General features: G+C 53.3%; 16 protein-coding genes. 2 read left to right on the top strand and 14 right to left on the bottom strand.

Annotation, left to right across the window (positions count from 1 at the left end):
- Positions 1–171: 171 nt before the first annotated feature.
- Genes nlpE through ACJHXA_RS17735 form a run of 3 tightly spaced genes read right to left on the bottom strand, consistent with a single transcriptional unit; the run spans position 172 to position 1,860 of the window.
- Complete coding sequence (gene nlpE, locus ACJHXA_RS17745; protein WP_000239192.1) at positions 172–882, bottom strand: envelope stress response activation lipoprotein NlpE; 711 nt, start codon at positions 880–882, stop codon at positions 172–174.
- Between the two features lie 13 nt (positions 883–895).
- Positions 896–1,318 (bottom strand): alternative ribosome rescue aminoacyl-tRNA hydrolase ArfB, encoded by a 423-nt coding sequence (arfB, locus tag ACJHXA_RS17740; RefSeq protein WP_000635545.1) that lies wholly within the window; start codon positions 1,316–1,318, stop codon positions 896–898.
- Entirely contained in the window at positions 1,315–1,860 is a 546-nt protein-coding gene (locus tag ACJHXA_RS17735; protein WP_001185290.1) for a YaeQ family protein, read from the bottom strand. Before ACJHXA_RS17735 ends, arfB begins: the two co-directional genes overlap by 4 nt.
- A 165-nt stretch (positions 1,861–2,025) precedes the next feature.
- On the opposite strand from ACJHXA_RS17735, the gene ACJHXA_RS17730 reads away from it, so the two are divergent.
- Positions 2,026–2,226: a YaeP family protein gene (locus tag ACJHXA_RS17730; protein ID WP_000417058.1), complete on the top strand. Its 201-nt coding sequence runs from the start codon at positions 2,026–2,028 to the stop codon at positions 2,224–2,226.
- Positions 2,213–2,473: a Rho-binding antiterminator gene (gene rof / locus ACJHXA_RS17725; protein WP_000062312.1), complete on the top strand. Its 261-nt coding sequence runs from the start codon at positions 2,213–2,215 to the stop codon at positions 2,471–2,473. The genes ACJHXA_RS17730 and rof overlap by 14 nt, the downstream gene beginning before the upstream one ends.
- A 48-nt stretch (positions 2,474–2,521) precedes the next feature.
- Here the strand turns inward: rof and tilS are convergent, their stop codons facing one another.
- The 11 genes from tilS to skp form a co-directional block, all read right to left on the bottom strand.
- On the bottom strand, positions 2,522–3,820 hold the full coding sequence (gene tilS, locus ACJHXA_RS17720; protein WP_000176578.1) for a tRNA lysidine(34) synthetase TilS: 1,299 nt from the start codon (positions 3,818–3,820) through the stop codon (positions 2,522–2,524).
- A 64-nt stretch (positions 3,821–3,884) separates the two neighbouring features.
- Positions 3,885–4,274, bottom strand: coding sequence for a VOC family protein (locus ACJHXA_RS17715; protein WP_000901098.1), 390 nt, complete (start codon positions 4,272–4,274; stop codon positions 3,885–3,887).
- Between the two features lie 56 nt (positions 4,275–4,330).
- Positions 4,331–6,472, bottom strand: a complete 2,142-nt coding sequence (gene ldcC / locus ACJHXA_RS17710) for a lysine decarboxylase LdcC (RefSeq protein ID WP_001020973.1) — start codon at positions 6,470–6,472, stop codon at positions 4,331–4,333.
- A gap of 98 nt (positions 6,473–6,570) precedes the next feature.
- Positions 6,571–7,530 (bottom strand): acetyl-CoA carboxylase carboxyl transferase subunit alpha, encoded by a 960-nt coding sequence (gene accA, locus ACJHXA_RS17705; RefSeq protein WP_000055741.1) that lies wholly within the window; start codon positions 7,528–7,530, stop codon positions 6,571–6,573.
- A 12-nt stretch (positions 7,531–7,542) separates the two neighbouring features.
- On the bottom strand, positions 7,543–11,025 hold the full coding sequence (gene dnaE / locus ACJHXA_RS17700) for a DNA polymerase III subunit alpha (RefSeq protein WP_103262133.1): 3,483 nt from the start codon (positions 11,023–11,025) through the stop codon (positions 7,543–7,545).
- 36 nt (positions 11,026–11,061) lie between these two features.
- Entirely contained in the window at positions 11,062–11,658 is a 597-nt protein-coding gene (gene rnhB / locus ACJHXA_RS17695; protein WP_000569430.1) for a ribonuclease HII, read from the bottom strand.
- A complete protein-coding gene (gene lpxB / locus ACJHXA_RS17690; RefSeq protein ID WP_000139667.1) occupies positions 11,655–12,803 on the bottom strand; it encodes a lipid-A-disaccharide synthase in 1,149 nt (382 codons plus the stop codon). Before lpxB ends, rnhB begins: the two co-directional genes overlap by 4 nt.
- On the bottom strand, positions 12,803–13,591 hold the full coding sequence (gene lpxA / locus ACJHXA_RS17685; protein WP_000565966.1) for an acyl-ACP--UDP-N-acetylglucosamine O-acyltransferase: 789 nt from the start codon (positions 13,589–13,591) through the stop codon (positions 12,803–12,805). The genes lpxB and lpxA overlap by 1 nt, the downstream gene beginning before the upstream one ends.
- A 3-nt stretch (positions 13,592–13,594) precedes the next feature.
- Positions 13,595–14,050, bottom strand: a complete 456-nt coding sequence (gene fabZ / locus ACJHXA_RS17680) for a 3-hydroxyacyl-ACP dehydratase FabZ (RefSeq protein ID WP_000210739.1) — start codon at positions 14,048–14,050, stop codon at positions 13,595–13,597.
- Positions 14,051–14,154: 104 nt separating this feature from the next.
- Positions 14,155–15,180 carry a UDP-3-O-(3-hydroxymyristoyl)glucosamine N-acyltransferase gene (gene lpxD / locus ACJHXA_RS17675; RefSeq protein ID WP_001139279.1) on the bottom strand — a complete coding sequence of 342 codons (1,026 nt, stop codon included), beginning with the start codon at positions 15,178–15,180 and terminating at the stop codon, positions 14,155–14,157.
- 3 nt (positions 15,181–15,183) lie between these two features.
- Positions 15,184–15,669, bottom strand: coding sequence for a molecular chaperone Skp (skp, locus tag ACJHXA_RS17670; RefSeq protein WP_000758956.1), 486 nt, complete (start codon positions 15,667–15,669; stop codon positions 15,184–15,186).
- Between the last annotated feature and the right edge of the window lie 81 nt (positions 15,670–15,750).

The raw sequence follows: 15,750 nt of genomic DNA, 5'->3' as shown, positions 1-15,750 counted from the left end.
GGCAGTCCGCTGCATAAATCTACGCAACAGGTTAGAACCCAAGGCCCGATACGGCATGCGGACTGCAGGCAGAGAAAACTGGCCGATTTTCTCTGCACTGGAGGGATAATACAAGGCCTGATAAGCGCAGCGCATCAGGCAATTTTGCGTTTGTTTCTGCCTTAAGCAGGTTTACTGCCCCAAACTACTGCAATCCTTATTCGGGTAAAATTTACCCGCCGTATCGGGCGCTAATACTTTGGTTGGCGCACCAGTATCCGGATTAGCCTCAAGCGTAAAGTGACCTTCTACTGACAGTAACACCGGTTTTTCACTGTGACCGCGCGCAGCCAGGTAGCTACGCTCCAGCTCTGCGTTATTCGCTACCATGAAACGTTTTCCGGTCGCGCAATCAGTGAAGGTCGCCGCATCAGCCATATAAAAATACATGCCTCGCAGGGTCATCGGCGTCATAGGTAAACTAGATTGTGCCGGTTCCAGCGTATAGTTGAACTGCGATTCAATCGGATTGCCTTCACGATCGAGCATCTCCAGCGCATCGCCTTTCGCCCGATAATATGACTTTTCACCTTTGCTGTCGGTTAATACCAGCTTGTCAGCGGTTCGCGCCCATGTACCGTAGGAAGCGAAGGAGGAAGGTTCTTCACGAGCACCGAGATAACGCTCATTCATCACCCATGTTCCGTCTTTTTCGAGGAACAGAGAGGTTTCGATTCCTTCGCAATCAGCACACGGCAGCACGCCGCGCCAACTTTGCGGCATCGGTTTCAGTTCGGCAGCCTGTGCTGGAGAAAGCGTATCGACTTCGGCCCGGTTATTACATCCCATCAGAGTAAAGAGGCTGATTACAGCCATCGCTGTCACTATCGCTTTTTTCACCATCTATTCCTTCTTTTTATTCCCGACCGCTGCGTACTTTGCCGCGCATCGCCTTCACGCTTGATTTTTGTGCTTTCGATGCCAGCCTGCGCTCTTTCGATGCACGGGTGGGCCGCGTGGGTCGTCGGGCTTTTTGTTCTGTTGTTAAATCTTTAATCACTGCCACCAGCCGGGCTAGCGCGGCTTCGCGGTTCAGTTCCTGACTGCGGTATTCCTGTGCCTTAATGACAATCACGCCATCACTGCTGATCAAATGATGGCTGGCGGCGAGTAGACGCTCTTTGTAATACTCTGGCAGGCTGGACGCCCGAATGTCAAAACGCAGATGAATGGCCGTTGAGGTCTTATTAACATGCTGCCCGCCCGCGCCCTGCGCACGAATGGCGGTGATCTCAAGCTCACCATCGGGAATAGCAACATGTCGGGAAATCACAATCATGAAGGTTGTTGCCAGGCGGTTAAGTTAACTTCCAGATTATTCTTATCGTCCGATAACCAGATCACGCCATCCTGAATCGTTGCCTGCAGCGTCATGGTACGATCGGCAAAGGCGCTTACTTTCGCCAGTTGTTCATCGTCCAGATACCAGACGGAAAGATTGGCAAACTGCACACATTTGCTCTGATTTTGCTGCCACCAGATTTGCGCCGCCCGACTATTATAGGTAAACAGCGCCACTTCTGCGGCCTGGGTGCAGGCTTTCTTAATCCGCCGCTCATCCGGCAGCCCCAGCTCAATCCACAAATCAATGCCCAGGTGATCGTTACGCAGCCACGCTTCCGGCTCATCATCGGCACACAAACCACGGGTAAATTGCAGACGTTCATCAGCATATTTCAGCCACGCCAGCAAGCGCAGCATCATACGCTCCTGGGTTTCTGAAGGGTGGCGCGCCAGCGTCAGAGAGGCATCGAGAAACTGGTTGCGGTCGAGATCGGCCACATTAACCGTCGCTTTATAAATTGTCGCTTTAAGCGCCATAAGAAAACTCCTTTCGAATCAGGAGGCCATTGTAACGGAATACGTGCAGTTGCGGCGCTGATATTGCAGAAATGAGTGTGGTATAGTCACCTTGCGAAACAGAGTTTATCTTCGTAGGCTTAGACTTGCATCCACGGTTAAGTCAGAGTGCTGACAGGAGGGCATGTGGAAAAATATTGTGAGTTAATACGCAAGCGGTACGCGGAAATCGCCAGCGGAGACTTAGGATACGTTCCGGACGCGCTGGGCTGCGTTTTGAAAGTGCTGAATGAAATGGCTGCCGACGACGCCCTTTCTGAGGCTGTCAGGGAAAAAGCAGCATACGCTGCGGCAAACTTACTGGTGAGCGATTATGTCAATGAATGATACGTATCAACCAATCAATTGTGATGATTACGATAATCTTGAGCTCGCCTGCCAGCATCATTTAATGCTGACACTTGAGCTGAAAGATGGCGAAAAATTGCAGGCAAAAGCCAGCGATTTAGTCTCCCGCAAAAATGTGGAGTATCTGGTCGTCGAGGCCGCTGGCGAAACCCGTGAGCTACGTCTGGATAAAATTACCAGCTTTAGCCACCCGGAAATCGGTACGGTGGTGGTGAGCGAGTCCTGATTGACTTTCGCCGGATGCGACGTTTGATGCGTCTTATCCGGCTTTCACTTAACTAAGCGTTTTCTGCCAGACAAAACTTACGCCATTCTCACCTTCAGCCACACCTTCTTGCGTCACAAATACCCCTGCCGCCGCAATCAGCGTTTCGCCATAAAACAGCAGTGGCGTGGTGTCACGTAGCCACGGCGGCACGCCTAACTCTTGCCAGATTTTCTTCAGCTTACGTCCGCCGTTGCGCCCGACAATATGCAGCAATCCTGCCGCTTTGAAACGCACGCTGACCGCTTCGTCTGCACGCGGAGGGCGAATATCGCCTCCCGCAGTAAGCTGTACGCTTCCCAGCCCCGCCGGTAATTCCAGCGGTTGTAGCCACGTCTGCCACGGCACAATGGTTTCACTTTGCCCGGTGACGGATTTAATCCACCACAGTTGCGACTGATATCGGCGGATTTCAAACGCGCCCAAGCGTAAACAGGGGGAGGCATCTTCCCGCGCCAGCGCCACTTCCTGCCAGATCCGCACCAGCGCGTCGCGGGAAGGCATCGGTGCATTCTGCCCTGCCAGCCAGCGGCGGATAATCGCCGCGCGACGGGCATCACTCATCGCTAGCATTGGCGCAATCTGCAGCGTCCCCTGCGACGTTTGGCAGTGTGCTAAATCATCCGCCAGCAGTTCATCCAACAGACTCTCTTGTTCAGCACAAAGTGCGGCGCTGCGGGCCGTTGCTTCGGCAAAATGCGGCCAACGCTGCTGCAATAACGGCACTACACGCAGGCGCAGAAAGTTACGATCGTATGAGTCGTCCTGATTACTTTCGTCTTCAATCCAGCGTAAACCATGCGCCAATGCCCACTGCGCCAGTTCCCCCCGCGTGCGGGCAAGCAACGGGCGGATAAGCCGTGTTCCGGCAAACTCCGAGACTTCCCCCATAGCCGAAAGCCCGGCAGGGCCGCTACCGCGTTTTAGCGCCAGCAGAAAGGTTTCACATTGATCGTCGAGATGTTGCGCGGTGACCAGCACTTCGCCGGGCAATAGGGTACGGGCAAATGCCTGATAACGCGCCTGCCGCGCTTGGGCCTCAATCCCCAGCCCCTCTTGCGCAAGTTGTACGCGTTCGACCACCAGCGGCACCTGCCACTGTTGGCAGACGTTTTCGCAATGCGTAACCCAGGCATCGGCATTGGCACTTAAACCGTGATGCACATGAATAGCGCGCAGAGTGACGCCCGGATTTTCCGTCCGCCACTGCACCAACTGATGCAGCAGAACGGTGGAGTCAAGCCCGCCGCTAAAGGCCACCAGAATCTGGCGTGAGGTGAGAAGTTGTCTATTGAGCGTGAGTGTCATGATGGTGCGATTTTACAGTAGCAATGCCCGGCACGTTACCGGGCAAATGCGGCGATGACAAGCCTTACTGCTCATACAGTTCCAACGGCAGCCCGTCCGGATCGTTAAAGAAGGTGAAGCGTTTTTGCGTGTATGGATCGACACGGATGGCTTCACACTTCACGTTATGGCTTTCAAGGTGCGCCACTGCCGCATCGATGTCATCAACGCTAAAAGCCAGATGACGCAGGCCGCAAGCTTCCGGTCGGCTGGGGCGCTCCGGCGGGAACGGAAAAGAGAAAAGCTCAATCACATATTGCCCATTAAGCGCCAAATCCCCTTTCCACGAGTCGCGCGCTTCGCGATAGACTTCGCTTTGCAGCGTGAAACCAAGAATATCGCAGTAGAAAGCTTTGCTCACCGCATAATCCGTCGCAATAATCGCAATATGGTGAACCTGTTTTAAACCCAGCATAACGTCTCCTTTATTTGTTAACAGCACGTTACTCGCCCGGAAGCCGCTCTGGCAAGTTATCCCGCCATTTTTAGGACTCGTACGCGGTAAACGCCGTCTTCGTCCTGTTTCGCGCCGTGAATATCCGTTTCAAAACCGGGGTAATGTTGCCCTACGGAACAAAGCATCAGTAGAAAATCGAGTACCGTGCGGCTCTCTTTGGTCAGCATTTCTCCTGGCATCAACAGCGGTACGCCCGGTGGATAAGGCAGGATCATATTTGCCGATACTCTACCGACCAGTTGTTCCAGCGCAATGGTTTCTACTTCACCTTTAATCTGTCTCTGCCATGCCTGATGTGGCGTCATGATCATTTCCGGCAAAGTATCGAATGCCCGCAACATCAAACCGGGAAGATCGTGTTTACGAATCAGCTTATGGATCCCTTGCGCCAGATCCTGAATACGCATATTGCGGTAGAAATCGGGATCTTCAGCATAGAGATCGGGTAGCATATTTTTGATCCGCAGGTTGAGATCGTAAGAGCGTTTAAATTCCGTCAACCCACGCAATAATCCCATTGCTTTGGTTTTATCGATACCAATACTAAAGAGAAACAGCAGGTTATAAGGGCCGGTTTTCTCTACTACGATCCCACGTTCGTCGAGGAATTTTGCCACCAGCGCCGCCGGGATCCCCTCCTCACTCATATTGCCCTGTTCGTCCATCCCCGGTGTCAAAATAGTGACTTTAACCGGATCGAGAAACATATGATCGGCATCCGCATCGTTAAAGCCGTGCCACTGTTCGCCTGGCGCAACGGGCCAGCATTCGGCTTCATCCACCTGCGGCGGTTGCCAGATATCGAAAAACCAACCGTCAGACTCTTCCCGCAACCGCTGGACCTCTTTGCGAAAATGCAGCGCCCGCTCCACCGAACGGTTAATCAGCCGTTTGCCCGGATTACCACGCAGCATCGCCGCCGCCGTCTCAACCGAAGCAACAATGGGATAACTGGGCGAGGTGGTGGTATGCATCATAAAGGCTTCGTTAAACGCCTCTTCGTCATACTCGCCTTTAATGTGGATCAGCGAAGCCTGCGATAACGCCGCCAGCATTTTGTGGGTCGATTGCGTTTCGAAGATCACTTTTCCCGCAACACGCTCGCCGCTCATACCACTTTTCCCCTGGTAGATCGGATGAAAATGGGTGTACGGCACCCAGGCGGAATCGAAGTGGATCGACGGGACATCCAGCGTCTGTTTGATCCAGTCGGTGTTGTAGAGCAAGCCATCATAGGTGGAGTTGGTAATCACCGCATGAACCGGCCATTGTGCCTGCGTGGTGGCAGCGACTTTCTCTTCGATGCTGTCGCGAGTAAATTCACGGCGCGGGATCCCACCAAGAATCCCCAACGCATTACGCGTCGGTTTCAGCCAGACTGGCACTACATCGTTCATCATCAACAGATGCGCCAGCGATTTATGACAATTGCGGTCGATCAACAGCGTACTGCCGGATGGCGCGGCGTACATACCCACAATTTTGTTCGACGTCGATGTTCCGTTGGTAACGATATAACTCTGTTCCGCGCCAAAAGTCCGCGCGATGTACTCTTCCGCTTCCAAGTGTGGCCCGGTGTGGTCGAGCAACGAACCAAGCTCGGTGACCGAAATAGAGACATCAGCCTTGAGGGTATTCCCGCCGAAAAAATCATAAAACAGGCAGCCAACCGGGCTTTTTTGATATGCGGTGCCGCCCATATGCCCCGGCGTACAAAAGGTGTACTTCCGCTCTTTAACGTAGGTAAACAAGGCTTTCGTGAACGGCGGTGTAATGTTATCAAGATATTCGTCGGTGTACTGACGCATACGAATGGCGATATCTTCCGCCTGCCCCAGCGCATATTCAAAAAACCAGAGCGCCATCCGCATATCCTGCACGCTGACATCCATCGTCGAGTGGGTGTTGATGAAGGCATAAAGCGGGAGATATTCATTAAGTTGATTGATATCGCTGCATAAATCGAGACTGTACTCATCCCAGTCAAAAATCACGCCGCAAATTCGAGGGTTATGTTCGATAAATTTCAGCAAATCAACGCTGTTTTGTGGCCAGATAATCTGAAAGCCTTGCGCCACCAGCGCCGACTCCAGTTCTTTGATGGGCTCATCTTTATAAAAGACGCCATGCGGTCCCATAATGGCAATGATGTTCATGTGTTCCTCCTGGAAAATCCTTCCTTAATCATAGCCTGCTCAAACCGTGGCGATAAAAAAGGGCCACCGAAGTGACCCTTTTTCAGAACTTTTGCGAATTACGCGTAACCGTAGCTCATCAGGCGCTGATAACGACGATTTTTTAAATCTTCAGTGCTTAACACATCGAGATCGGCCAGATCCGCCAGCAGTTGCGCTTTCAACGATGCCGCCATCGCTTCCGGGTTACGGTGAGCGCCACCCAGCGGTTCCGGGATGATGGAGTCGATCAGTTTCAGCTCTTTCAGACGCGGAGCGATGATACCCATCGCTTCAGCCGCCAGCGGCGCTTTGTCGGCGCTCTTCCACAGAATGGACGCACAACCTTCCGGCGAGATAACGGAATAGGTGCTGTATTGCAGCATATTCACTTTATCGCCCACGCCAATCGCCAGCGCACCGCCAGAACCACCTTCACCGATAACCGTACAAACTACCGGTACGCCGAGGCGAGACATTTCACGCAGGTTGCGTGCAATGGCTTCAGACTGACCACGTTCTTCTGCGCCCACGCCCGGATAAGCCCCCGGGGTGTCGATAAAGGTGATGATTGGCATCTTAAAGCGTTCAGCCATTTGCATCAGACGCAGTGCTTTGCGGTAACCTTCTGGCGCTGGCATACCAAAGTTACGGCGAATTTTTTCTTTGGTTTCACGACCTTTTTGATGACCAATGATCATCACCGGACGACCATCGAGACGGGCGATACCACCGACGATAGCTTTATCGTCTGCATACGCGCGGTCGCCAGCCAGTTCGTCAAATTCATCAAATGCCAGGCGAACGTAATCCAGGGTATAAGGACGCTGTGGATGGCGTGCCAGTTGCGCAATCTGCCATGCACCAAGATCGGCGAAGATTTTACGCGTCAGTTCTACGCTTTTTTCACGCAGACGATGCACTTCTTCATCGATGTTAATATCCAGTTTCTCATCCTGACGGCTAACCGCAGTCAGAGAATCGATTTTCGCTTCCAGCTCTGCAATCGGCTGTTCAAAATCAAGGAAATTCAGACTCATAGTATTCCTGTATTAGTCAAACTCCAGTTCCACCTGCTCCGAACCAATGAGGCCACGGAGATCGTTTAATAAACGATCGCTCGGAGAGACACGCCACGTCGCGCCAAAACGCAACCGCGCGCGTGCATCCGCCCTCTGATAGTAGAGATGTACTGGAATTGTCCCAGAGCGGTGGGGTTCCAGAGACTGACGGAGTCGGTTTAAAAGCTGGTCATCAATTTGCCTGTCCGTCAGCGAGATAGCAAGCCCGCGAGCATATTTTTCCCGGGCTTCGTCAATATCCATCACTTCGCGAGCGGTCATTTTAAGCCCACCGCTGAAGTCATCAAAGCTGACCTGTCCGCTGACGATAAGTATGCGGTCTTTTTCCAGCAATTGCTGGTATTTATCCAGGGCGTCAGTAAACAACATCACTTCCAGCCGCCCGGAACGGTCATCCAGCGTGCAGATACCGATACGATTGCCGCGCTTGGTGACCATAACCCGCGCGGCAACAACGAGCCCCGCAGCCGTGATGACTTTACCACGTTCTGTCGGGTGCATGTCTTTCAGCCTTACGCCTCCGACATAACGCTCAATCTCTTTTAAATACTGGTTGATAGGGTGTCCGGTCAGGTACAGGCCTAACGTTTCACGTTCCCCATCTAATACCACCTGCTCCGGCCACGGTTGGCAGCTGGCGTAGGATTGTTCAATTTGTTCCGGCTCTTCGGCCAGCACGCCGAACATATCGGCCTGACCGATAGCTTCCGCTTTCGCGTGTTGATCTGCCGCTTTTAACGCATCACCCAGCGAGTTCATCAGCGCCGCGCGGTGTGGCCCAAGACGGTCAAACGCCCCGGACATGATCAGTTTTTCCAGCACCCGCCGGTTTAACTTTTTGGTGTCGGTACGGGCGCAGAGATCAAACAGTTCGCGGAAGTAGCCGCCTTTATTACGGGCTTCGATGATGGCCTCAATCGGACCTTCACCTACCCCTTTGATGGCGCCAATACCATACACGATTTCGCCGTCGTCGTTGACGTGGAAATGGTAAAGACCGGAGTTTATATCTGGTGGCAGGATTTTCAGCCCCATCCGCCAGCACTCATCCACCAGGCCCACCACCTTCTCGGTGTTGTCCATATCGGCGGTCATTACCGCCGCCATAAACTCCGCCGGATAGTGCGCTTTCAGCCATAACGTTTGATATGACACCAAAGCATAGGCCGCAGAGTGCGATTTGTTAAATCCGTAACCCGCGAATTTCTCCACCAGGTCGAAGATTTTCATCGCCAGTTCGGCGTTGATTCCGTTCTTTTCTGCACCTTCAGCAAATACAGAACGCTGCTTAGCCATCTCTTCCGGCTTTTTCTTACCCATCGCACGACGCAGCATATCCGCGCCACCGAGGGTATAACCAGAAAGCACCTGCGCAATCTGCATGACCTGTTCCTGATACAGGATGATGCCGTAGGTTGGCTCCAGTACCGGTTTCAGGCTTTCATGCTGCCACTGTACGTCCGGATAGGAGATTTCTTCGCGACCATGTTTACGGTCGATAAAGTTATCCACCATCCCTGATTGCAACGGACCTGGGCGGAACAGCGCCACCAGTGCGATCATATCTTCGAAGCAGTCAGGTTGCAGACGCTTGATCAGGTCCTTCATGCCGCGCGATTCAAGCTGGAATACCGCCGTGGTTTCCGAGCGTTGCAGCATGTCGAAGCTTTTCTTGTCATCCAGCGGGATCGCGGCGATATCCAGCGGCGGCTCGCCATTCTTCGCCCGCCGCTTGTTGATCATCTCCAGCGCCCAGTTGATGATGGTGAGCGTACGCAAACCAAGGAAGTCGAACTTCACCAGTCCGGCGTATTCAACGTCGCTTTTATCAAACTGGGTGACCGGATGTTTGCCCTCTTCATCGCAGTAAAGCGGCGCAAAATCGGTAATTTTGGTCGGCGCGATAACCACCCCACCGGCGTGCTTACCGGCGTTACGGGTGACCCCTTCCAGTTTGCGCGCCATGTCGATCAGCGCCTTAACTTCTTCATCCGCTTCGTAGATTTCCGGCAGCTGCGGCTCGGCTTCAAACGCTTTCGCCAGCGTCATCCCCGGATCGGGCGGGATCAGTTTCGAGATACGATCGACAAAGCCGTACGGATGCCCCAGCACGCGGCCTACGTCGCGGATCACCGCTTTCGCCGCCATTGTACCGAAGGTGATGATCTGCGATACCGCATCACGACCGTACATGTCCGCCACGTGTTCGATAACCTGATCGCGTTTCTCCATACAGAAGTCAACGTCGAAGTCAGGCATGGAGACACGTTCCGGGTTAAGGAAACGTTCGAACAGCAGGTCAAATTCCAGCGGATCGAGGTCGGTGATTTTCAGCGCGTAGGCCACCAGTGAACCCGCACCGGAGCCACGGCCTGGCCCTACCGGTACGCCGTTATCTTTCGACCACTGGATAAATTCCATAACGATGAGGAAGTAGCCCGGGAAGCCCATCTGGTTGATAACCTGAAGTTCAGTCTCCAGACGTTCGTCATATTTCGGGCGGCGCTTAAGACGTTCTTCCTCATCAGGGAATAAAAAGGCCAGACGCTCTTCCAGGCCCTCTTTTGCACGCTTGACCAGATAATCTTCGGTGCTCATGTCCCCGGTCGGGAACTGCGGCAGGAAGTATTCACCAAGACGCACGGTTACGTTACAGCGTTTGGCGATCTCAACGGTGTTGGCAAGGGCTTCGGGGATGTCGGCAAACAGCTCACACATCTCCTCTTCGCTACGCATATATTGCTGCGGCGAATAGTTACGCGGGCGTTTAGGATCGTCGAGGGTAAAGCCGTCGTGGATCGCGACGCGGATTTCGTGTGCGTCAAAGTCGCTGCTGTCGATAAAGCGCACGTCGTTGGTCGCCACGACGGGCAAACCGCGCGCTTCCGCCAGTTCCACCGCCGCGTGCAGATAGCTTTCTTCGTCCGGCCTGCCGGTGCGGATCAGCTCGAGAAAATAGCGATCCGGGAAGTGTTCTTCATAAAACGCGACACACTCATCTACCAGCGCGCTGTTACCACGCAAAAGACTGCGTCCGACGTCGCCCATGCGTCCGCCGGAAAGAAGGATCAACCCTTCGTTTAATTCGATAAGCCAGTCGCGATCGATGATCGGCCCGGCGGCACCGTACCCGCGCTGATACGCTTTTGAGATCAGCAACGTCAGATTCTGATAGCCGGTATTGTTCGCCGCCAGTACCGTCAGGTGGGTTAACTCATCACCCAGCAGGTCGCACTGGACGTTAAAATCTGCCCCGACGATAGGCTTAATCCCTGCGCCATGTCCCGCTCCGTAGAACTTCACCAGACCGCAAAGGTTGGTGAAATCGGTGATCGCCAGTGCTGGCATACCCAACGCCGCCGCCTTTTTTACCAGCGGTGCGGTTTTGGCCAGGCCATCGATCATCGAGTAGTCGCTGTGCACCCGCAGGTGTACGAAACGTGGTTCAGACATCTTCAGATTCCGGTTTACTTAATCTCGACACAAGAATCAGGACGCAAGTCCCAGTGCGCGTTTGACAGGCCCAAAGCTGCGCCGATGGTGTTCGGTCGCGCCGTGTTCAGCCAGTTTTTCCAGATGAAAAGCGGTTGGGTACCCTTTGTGTTGGGCAAAACCATATTGCGGGAAAACAATATCCAGCGCCGCCATTTCGGCGTCACGCGTCACTTTCGCCAGGATAGACGCGGCACTGATTTCCGGTACGCGGCTATCGCCTTTCACCACAGCCATCGCAGGCATCGGTAATTTCGGGCAGCGGTTACCATCAATCAACACATATTCCGGCGCAATATGCAGCCCAGCGACGGCACGCTGCATCGCCAGCATGGTCGCATGAAGAATGTTCAGCTCGTCGATTTCGTGGGGTTCCGCGCGGCCCAGACTCCAGCTCAACGCTTTCTCTTTGATCTCTTCATAGAGCGCCAGACGGCGTTTTTCGCTCAGCTTTTTGGAATCATTCAGCCCGGCAATCGGGCGCGCCGGGTCAAGGATCACCGCAGCGGTGACGACCGCGCCAACTAACGGCCCGCGTCCGACTTCATCCACACCCGCAACCAGCTGCGTGTGCGGATAAACAAATTCGATCATTGTGCTAACTCCAGAACGGCTTGTGCCGCCTGCTCATCGGCATTGCAGCGGATCTGCTGATGCAGTTCACGGAAGGTATCGTGCATCGCGTGGCTGGTTTTCCCGTTCGCCAACAGCGGTAACAGCGCCGCAGCCAGTTTTTGCGGCTCACACTCTTCCTGCAATAATTCTTTGACTAACTCTCTGCCCGCCAGCAGATTTGGCAGCGAGACATAATCAGTTTTCACCAGCCGCTTCGCCAACCAGAAGGTAAAAGGCTTCATGCGATATCCCACCACCATCGGGCATTTCGCCAGCATACACTCCAGGGCTGCCGTACCCGACGCCAGTAGCGCCGCATCGCTGGCGACCATCGCCTCACGGCCCATCCCATCCAGCAAATGAACTGAAAGGTCTGGCGCGACTTCAGCTTTGATGCGTTCAAACTGCTCGCGGCGTTTGGCATTCACCAGTGGCACCACGATTTCGAGATCCGGATATGTCTGGCGCAAAAGCTGGGCCGTTTTCAGGAAATCGGCACTAAGCATTTCAACTTCTGCGCCACGGCTCCCCGGTAGCAACGCCAGGCAGTGGGCATCGTGAGGGATCCCCAGCACATCACGGGCGGCATTTTTATCTGGATCTAACGGCATGGCATCAGCCATGGTATGACCGATAAAGCGGCACGGTACATTGTATTTGTCATAAAACGCTTTTTCGAAAGGCAGAAATGCGAGCACCAGATCGGTGGCTCTGCCTATTTTGAAAACGCGTTTCTGTCGCCACGCCCAGACGGATGGACTGACGTAATGAATGGTTTTGATACCCTGCTTTTTGAGGTTACCTTCAAGAGTAATATTGAAGTCGGGCGCATCAATACCAACAAAAACATCTGGCTTCAGTTCGCCAAAACGCTTTGTCAGATCGGCACGAATATGCAGTAAGCGACGCAGACGACCGAGCACTTCAACAATGCCCATTACCGCCAGTTCTTCCATTTCGTACCAGGCTTCGCAGCCTTCAGCCTGCATTCGTGGCCCGGCAACACCAACAAAGCGGGCGTTGGGCACACGTTCTTTCAGAGCGCGGATTAAACCGGCCCCCAGGATATCGCCGGAGGTTTCTCCGGCGACCAGGGCAATCGTTAATGGACGCTGTTCAGTCATTAACGAATCAGACCGCGCGTTGAGCGTGCAAAGAAATCGGTAAAGGCTTTCACTTCCGGATATGTTTCCGCCAGTTCAGCAATTTCCGGTTTCACTTCATCGAGCGTTTTACCGCTACGATAAATCAGCTTATACGCATTGCGGATAGCGGTAATCGCCTCACGGCTGAATCCGCGGCGCTTCAGCCCTTCGATATTGACACCGAACGGCGTTGCGTGGTTACCCTGCGCAATGACATAAGGAGGGACGTCCTGCGCCACACCGGAGCAGCCGCCAACCATCACGTGCGCACCAATGATGCAGAACTGATGGACTGCGGTCATGCCGCCGATGATCGCGAAGTCGTCAACCGATACGTGACCCGCCAGCGTTGCGTTGTTGGCGAGAATACAGCGGTTACCTACCGTACAATCGTGCGCAATGTGCGCGTTGATCATCAGTAAGTTGTCGCTGCCCACCTTCGTCAATCCACCGCCCTGGACTGTGCCACGATGAATGGTGACGCTTTCGCGAATGCGGTTACGATCGCCGATTTCCACACGGGTCGGTTCGCCAGCATATTTCAGATCCTGGTTAACTTCGCCGATGGAGGCGAACTGATAAATCTCATTATCGCGGCCAATTTTAGTATGACCATTCACGACAACGTGAGATTTCAGTACGGTACCCTCACCAATTTCGACATGGGGTCCAACGATACAAAAAGGACCAATGTGTGCGTTCGCGCCAATTGACGCGCCCTCTTCCACAATGGCGGTTGGATGCACAAAGGCGGATTTATCAATCACGTATCAGGCCTCCCGGCTACGAGCACACATCATCGTTGCTTCGCAAACTACTTTACCATCGACCAGAGCAACCCCTTTAAAACGGGTCAGGCCGCGGCGCGTTTTTTCGAAAGTGACTTCCATGATCATTTGATCGCCAGGCACGACCGGGCGCTTGAAGCGCGCTTCGTCAATACCAGCGAAGTAGTACAGCTCACCCGGTTCCAGTTTTCCTACGCTTTTAAACGCCAGAATACCTGTTGCCTGTGCCATTGCTTCCAGAATCAGCACACCCGGGAAAATCGGTTTTCCAGGGAAATGGCCCTGGAAGAATGGCTCATTGACAGAGACATTTTTTACTGCGCGCAGAAAACGACCTTCTTCAAAATCCAGCACGCGATCCACCAGTAAGAACGGGAAACGGTGCGGCAGAAGTTCTAAAATCTCTTCAATCTGCAGAGTATGAGTGTTAGTAGTCAAGATACTCTTCCTGTCAAAATATAAGAAACGACAATAATAACACGGCCTGCCGCAATCGTAAGAATGAGACAGGCCGTAAAGTTTGGCGAACAAAAGATGGAACGTTAGTCTTGTTGATTAACCTTGCGCTCAAGCGATTTCAGACGCTTGCTCATGTCATCAATGTTCATCACCAGTGCAGCGGTTTTGCGCCAGACTTTGTTGGGTTGCAGCGGAATGCCTGAGGAATAGACGCCTGGTTCAGTGATGGGACGCATCACCATACCCATGCCCGTAACCGTCACTTTGTCGCATATTTCCATATGCCCGTTGATTACGCTGGCTCCGCCGATCATGCAGTAACGACCAATTTTCAGGCTGCCCGCCATAATGACGCCACCGGCAACCGCCGTATTGTCGCCAATCACGACGTTATGTGCAATCTGGCACTGGTTATCAATGATCACGCCATTGCCAATAATAGTGTCATCCAGCGCGCCGCGATCGATGGTTGTGCAGGCACCGATCTCCACGCGATCGCCAATAATTACGCGACCAATCTGTGGGATCTTCACCCAGTTACCACGATCGTTGGCATAACCAAAGCCGTCTGCGCCTACCACTGTTCCGGACTGGATCAGGCAATTCTGACCGATCTGGATCTCATGGTAAATGGTTACGTTCGCCCAGAGACGCGAACCTGCACCGATTTTGCTGTTTTTACCTACGAAGCAACCGGCACCGATAATCACGTTATCGCCCAGTTCAACGCCGGACTCAATCACCGCGTTAGCGCCAATCGATACGTTGTTACCCAGCTTCGCCGTCGCGTCGATCACCGCACTGGGTGCAATGTTCTGCGCGGGCTGCGGCGTGGTATCTAAAATTTGCGCCATGCGCGCGTAAGTCAGGTAGGGATTCTTCACTACCAGCGCGGCACTTTTCGCGAAAGGAAGATCGTCCTGGGTCATGACAACCGCGGACGCCTGGCACAAGCCTAAATGCTCACGGTATTTTGGGTTAACCATGAACGTAATGTGACCTGTTTGTGCAGATTGCATGGACGCAACGCCGGTGATGACGATATCGCCATCACCGTGTAGTTCTGCATCCAACTGCTGCGCTAAATCAGCCAGTCGAATTGAAGGCATTACTTATTTAACCTGTTTCAGTACGTCGGCAGTGATGTCTTTTACATCGCTGCTGTTGTAAGCAACGGCGTTTGCATCAACAACCAGATCGATATCCTGGCTGTTGGCAACGGATTTCACAGCAGTCTGGATACGAGTAACCAGTTTGCCGCGTTCTTCGTTGGAACGACGTGCGCGATCCTGCTCAAAAGCCTGCGCTTTCTGAGCAAAAGTCTGGCGCTGAGCCATCACGTCTTTTTCCAGCTTAGTGCGATCGCTGCCCGCTTTCATGGACTGCAGCTTTTTCATTTTAGCCTGCAGATCGGTTTCCATACGCTGCAGTTCGCTGGCACGGCCTTTGAACTCATTTTCCAGCGTGTTAGAAACACCGGTTTTCTGCGCTACCTGCTGGAACAGGCTGCCCATGTTGACGATTGCAATTTTGTCAGCCGCCTGAGCAGAAGTTGCCAGTGCTAAACCGAGACCTGCAGCTAATAACCACTTTTTCACAATAAACTCCTTACCATCCCATTTGCACCGGAGGGTGCAGTTCTTTGCGTGGCCCGGCGATCTTATATTGATCGCCTAAAG

The sequence above is a fragment of the Escherichia sp. WS33 genome (genome assembly GCF_046486385.1).
GTDB lineage: Bacteria > Pseudomonadota > Gammaproteobacteria > Enterobacterales > Enterobacteriaceae > ECMA0423.
Note: the sequence above shows the minus strand (reverse complement) of the source record. Positions and strands in the feature narration are given on the sequence as shown.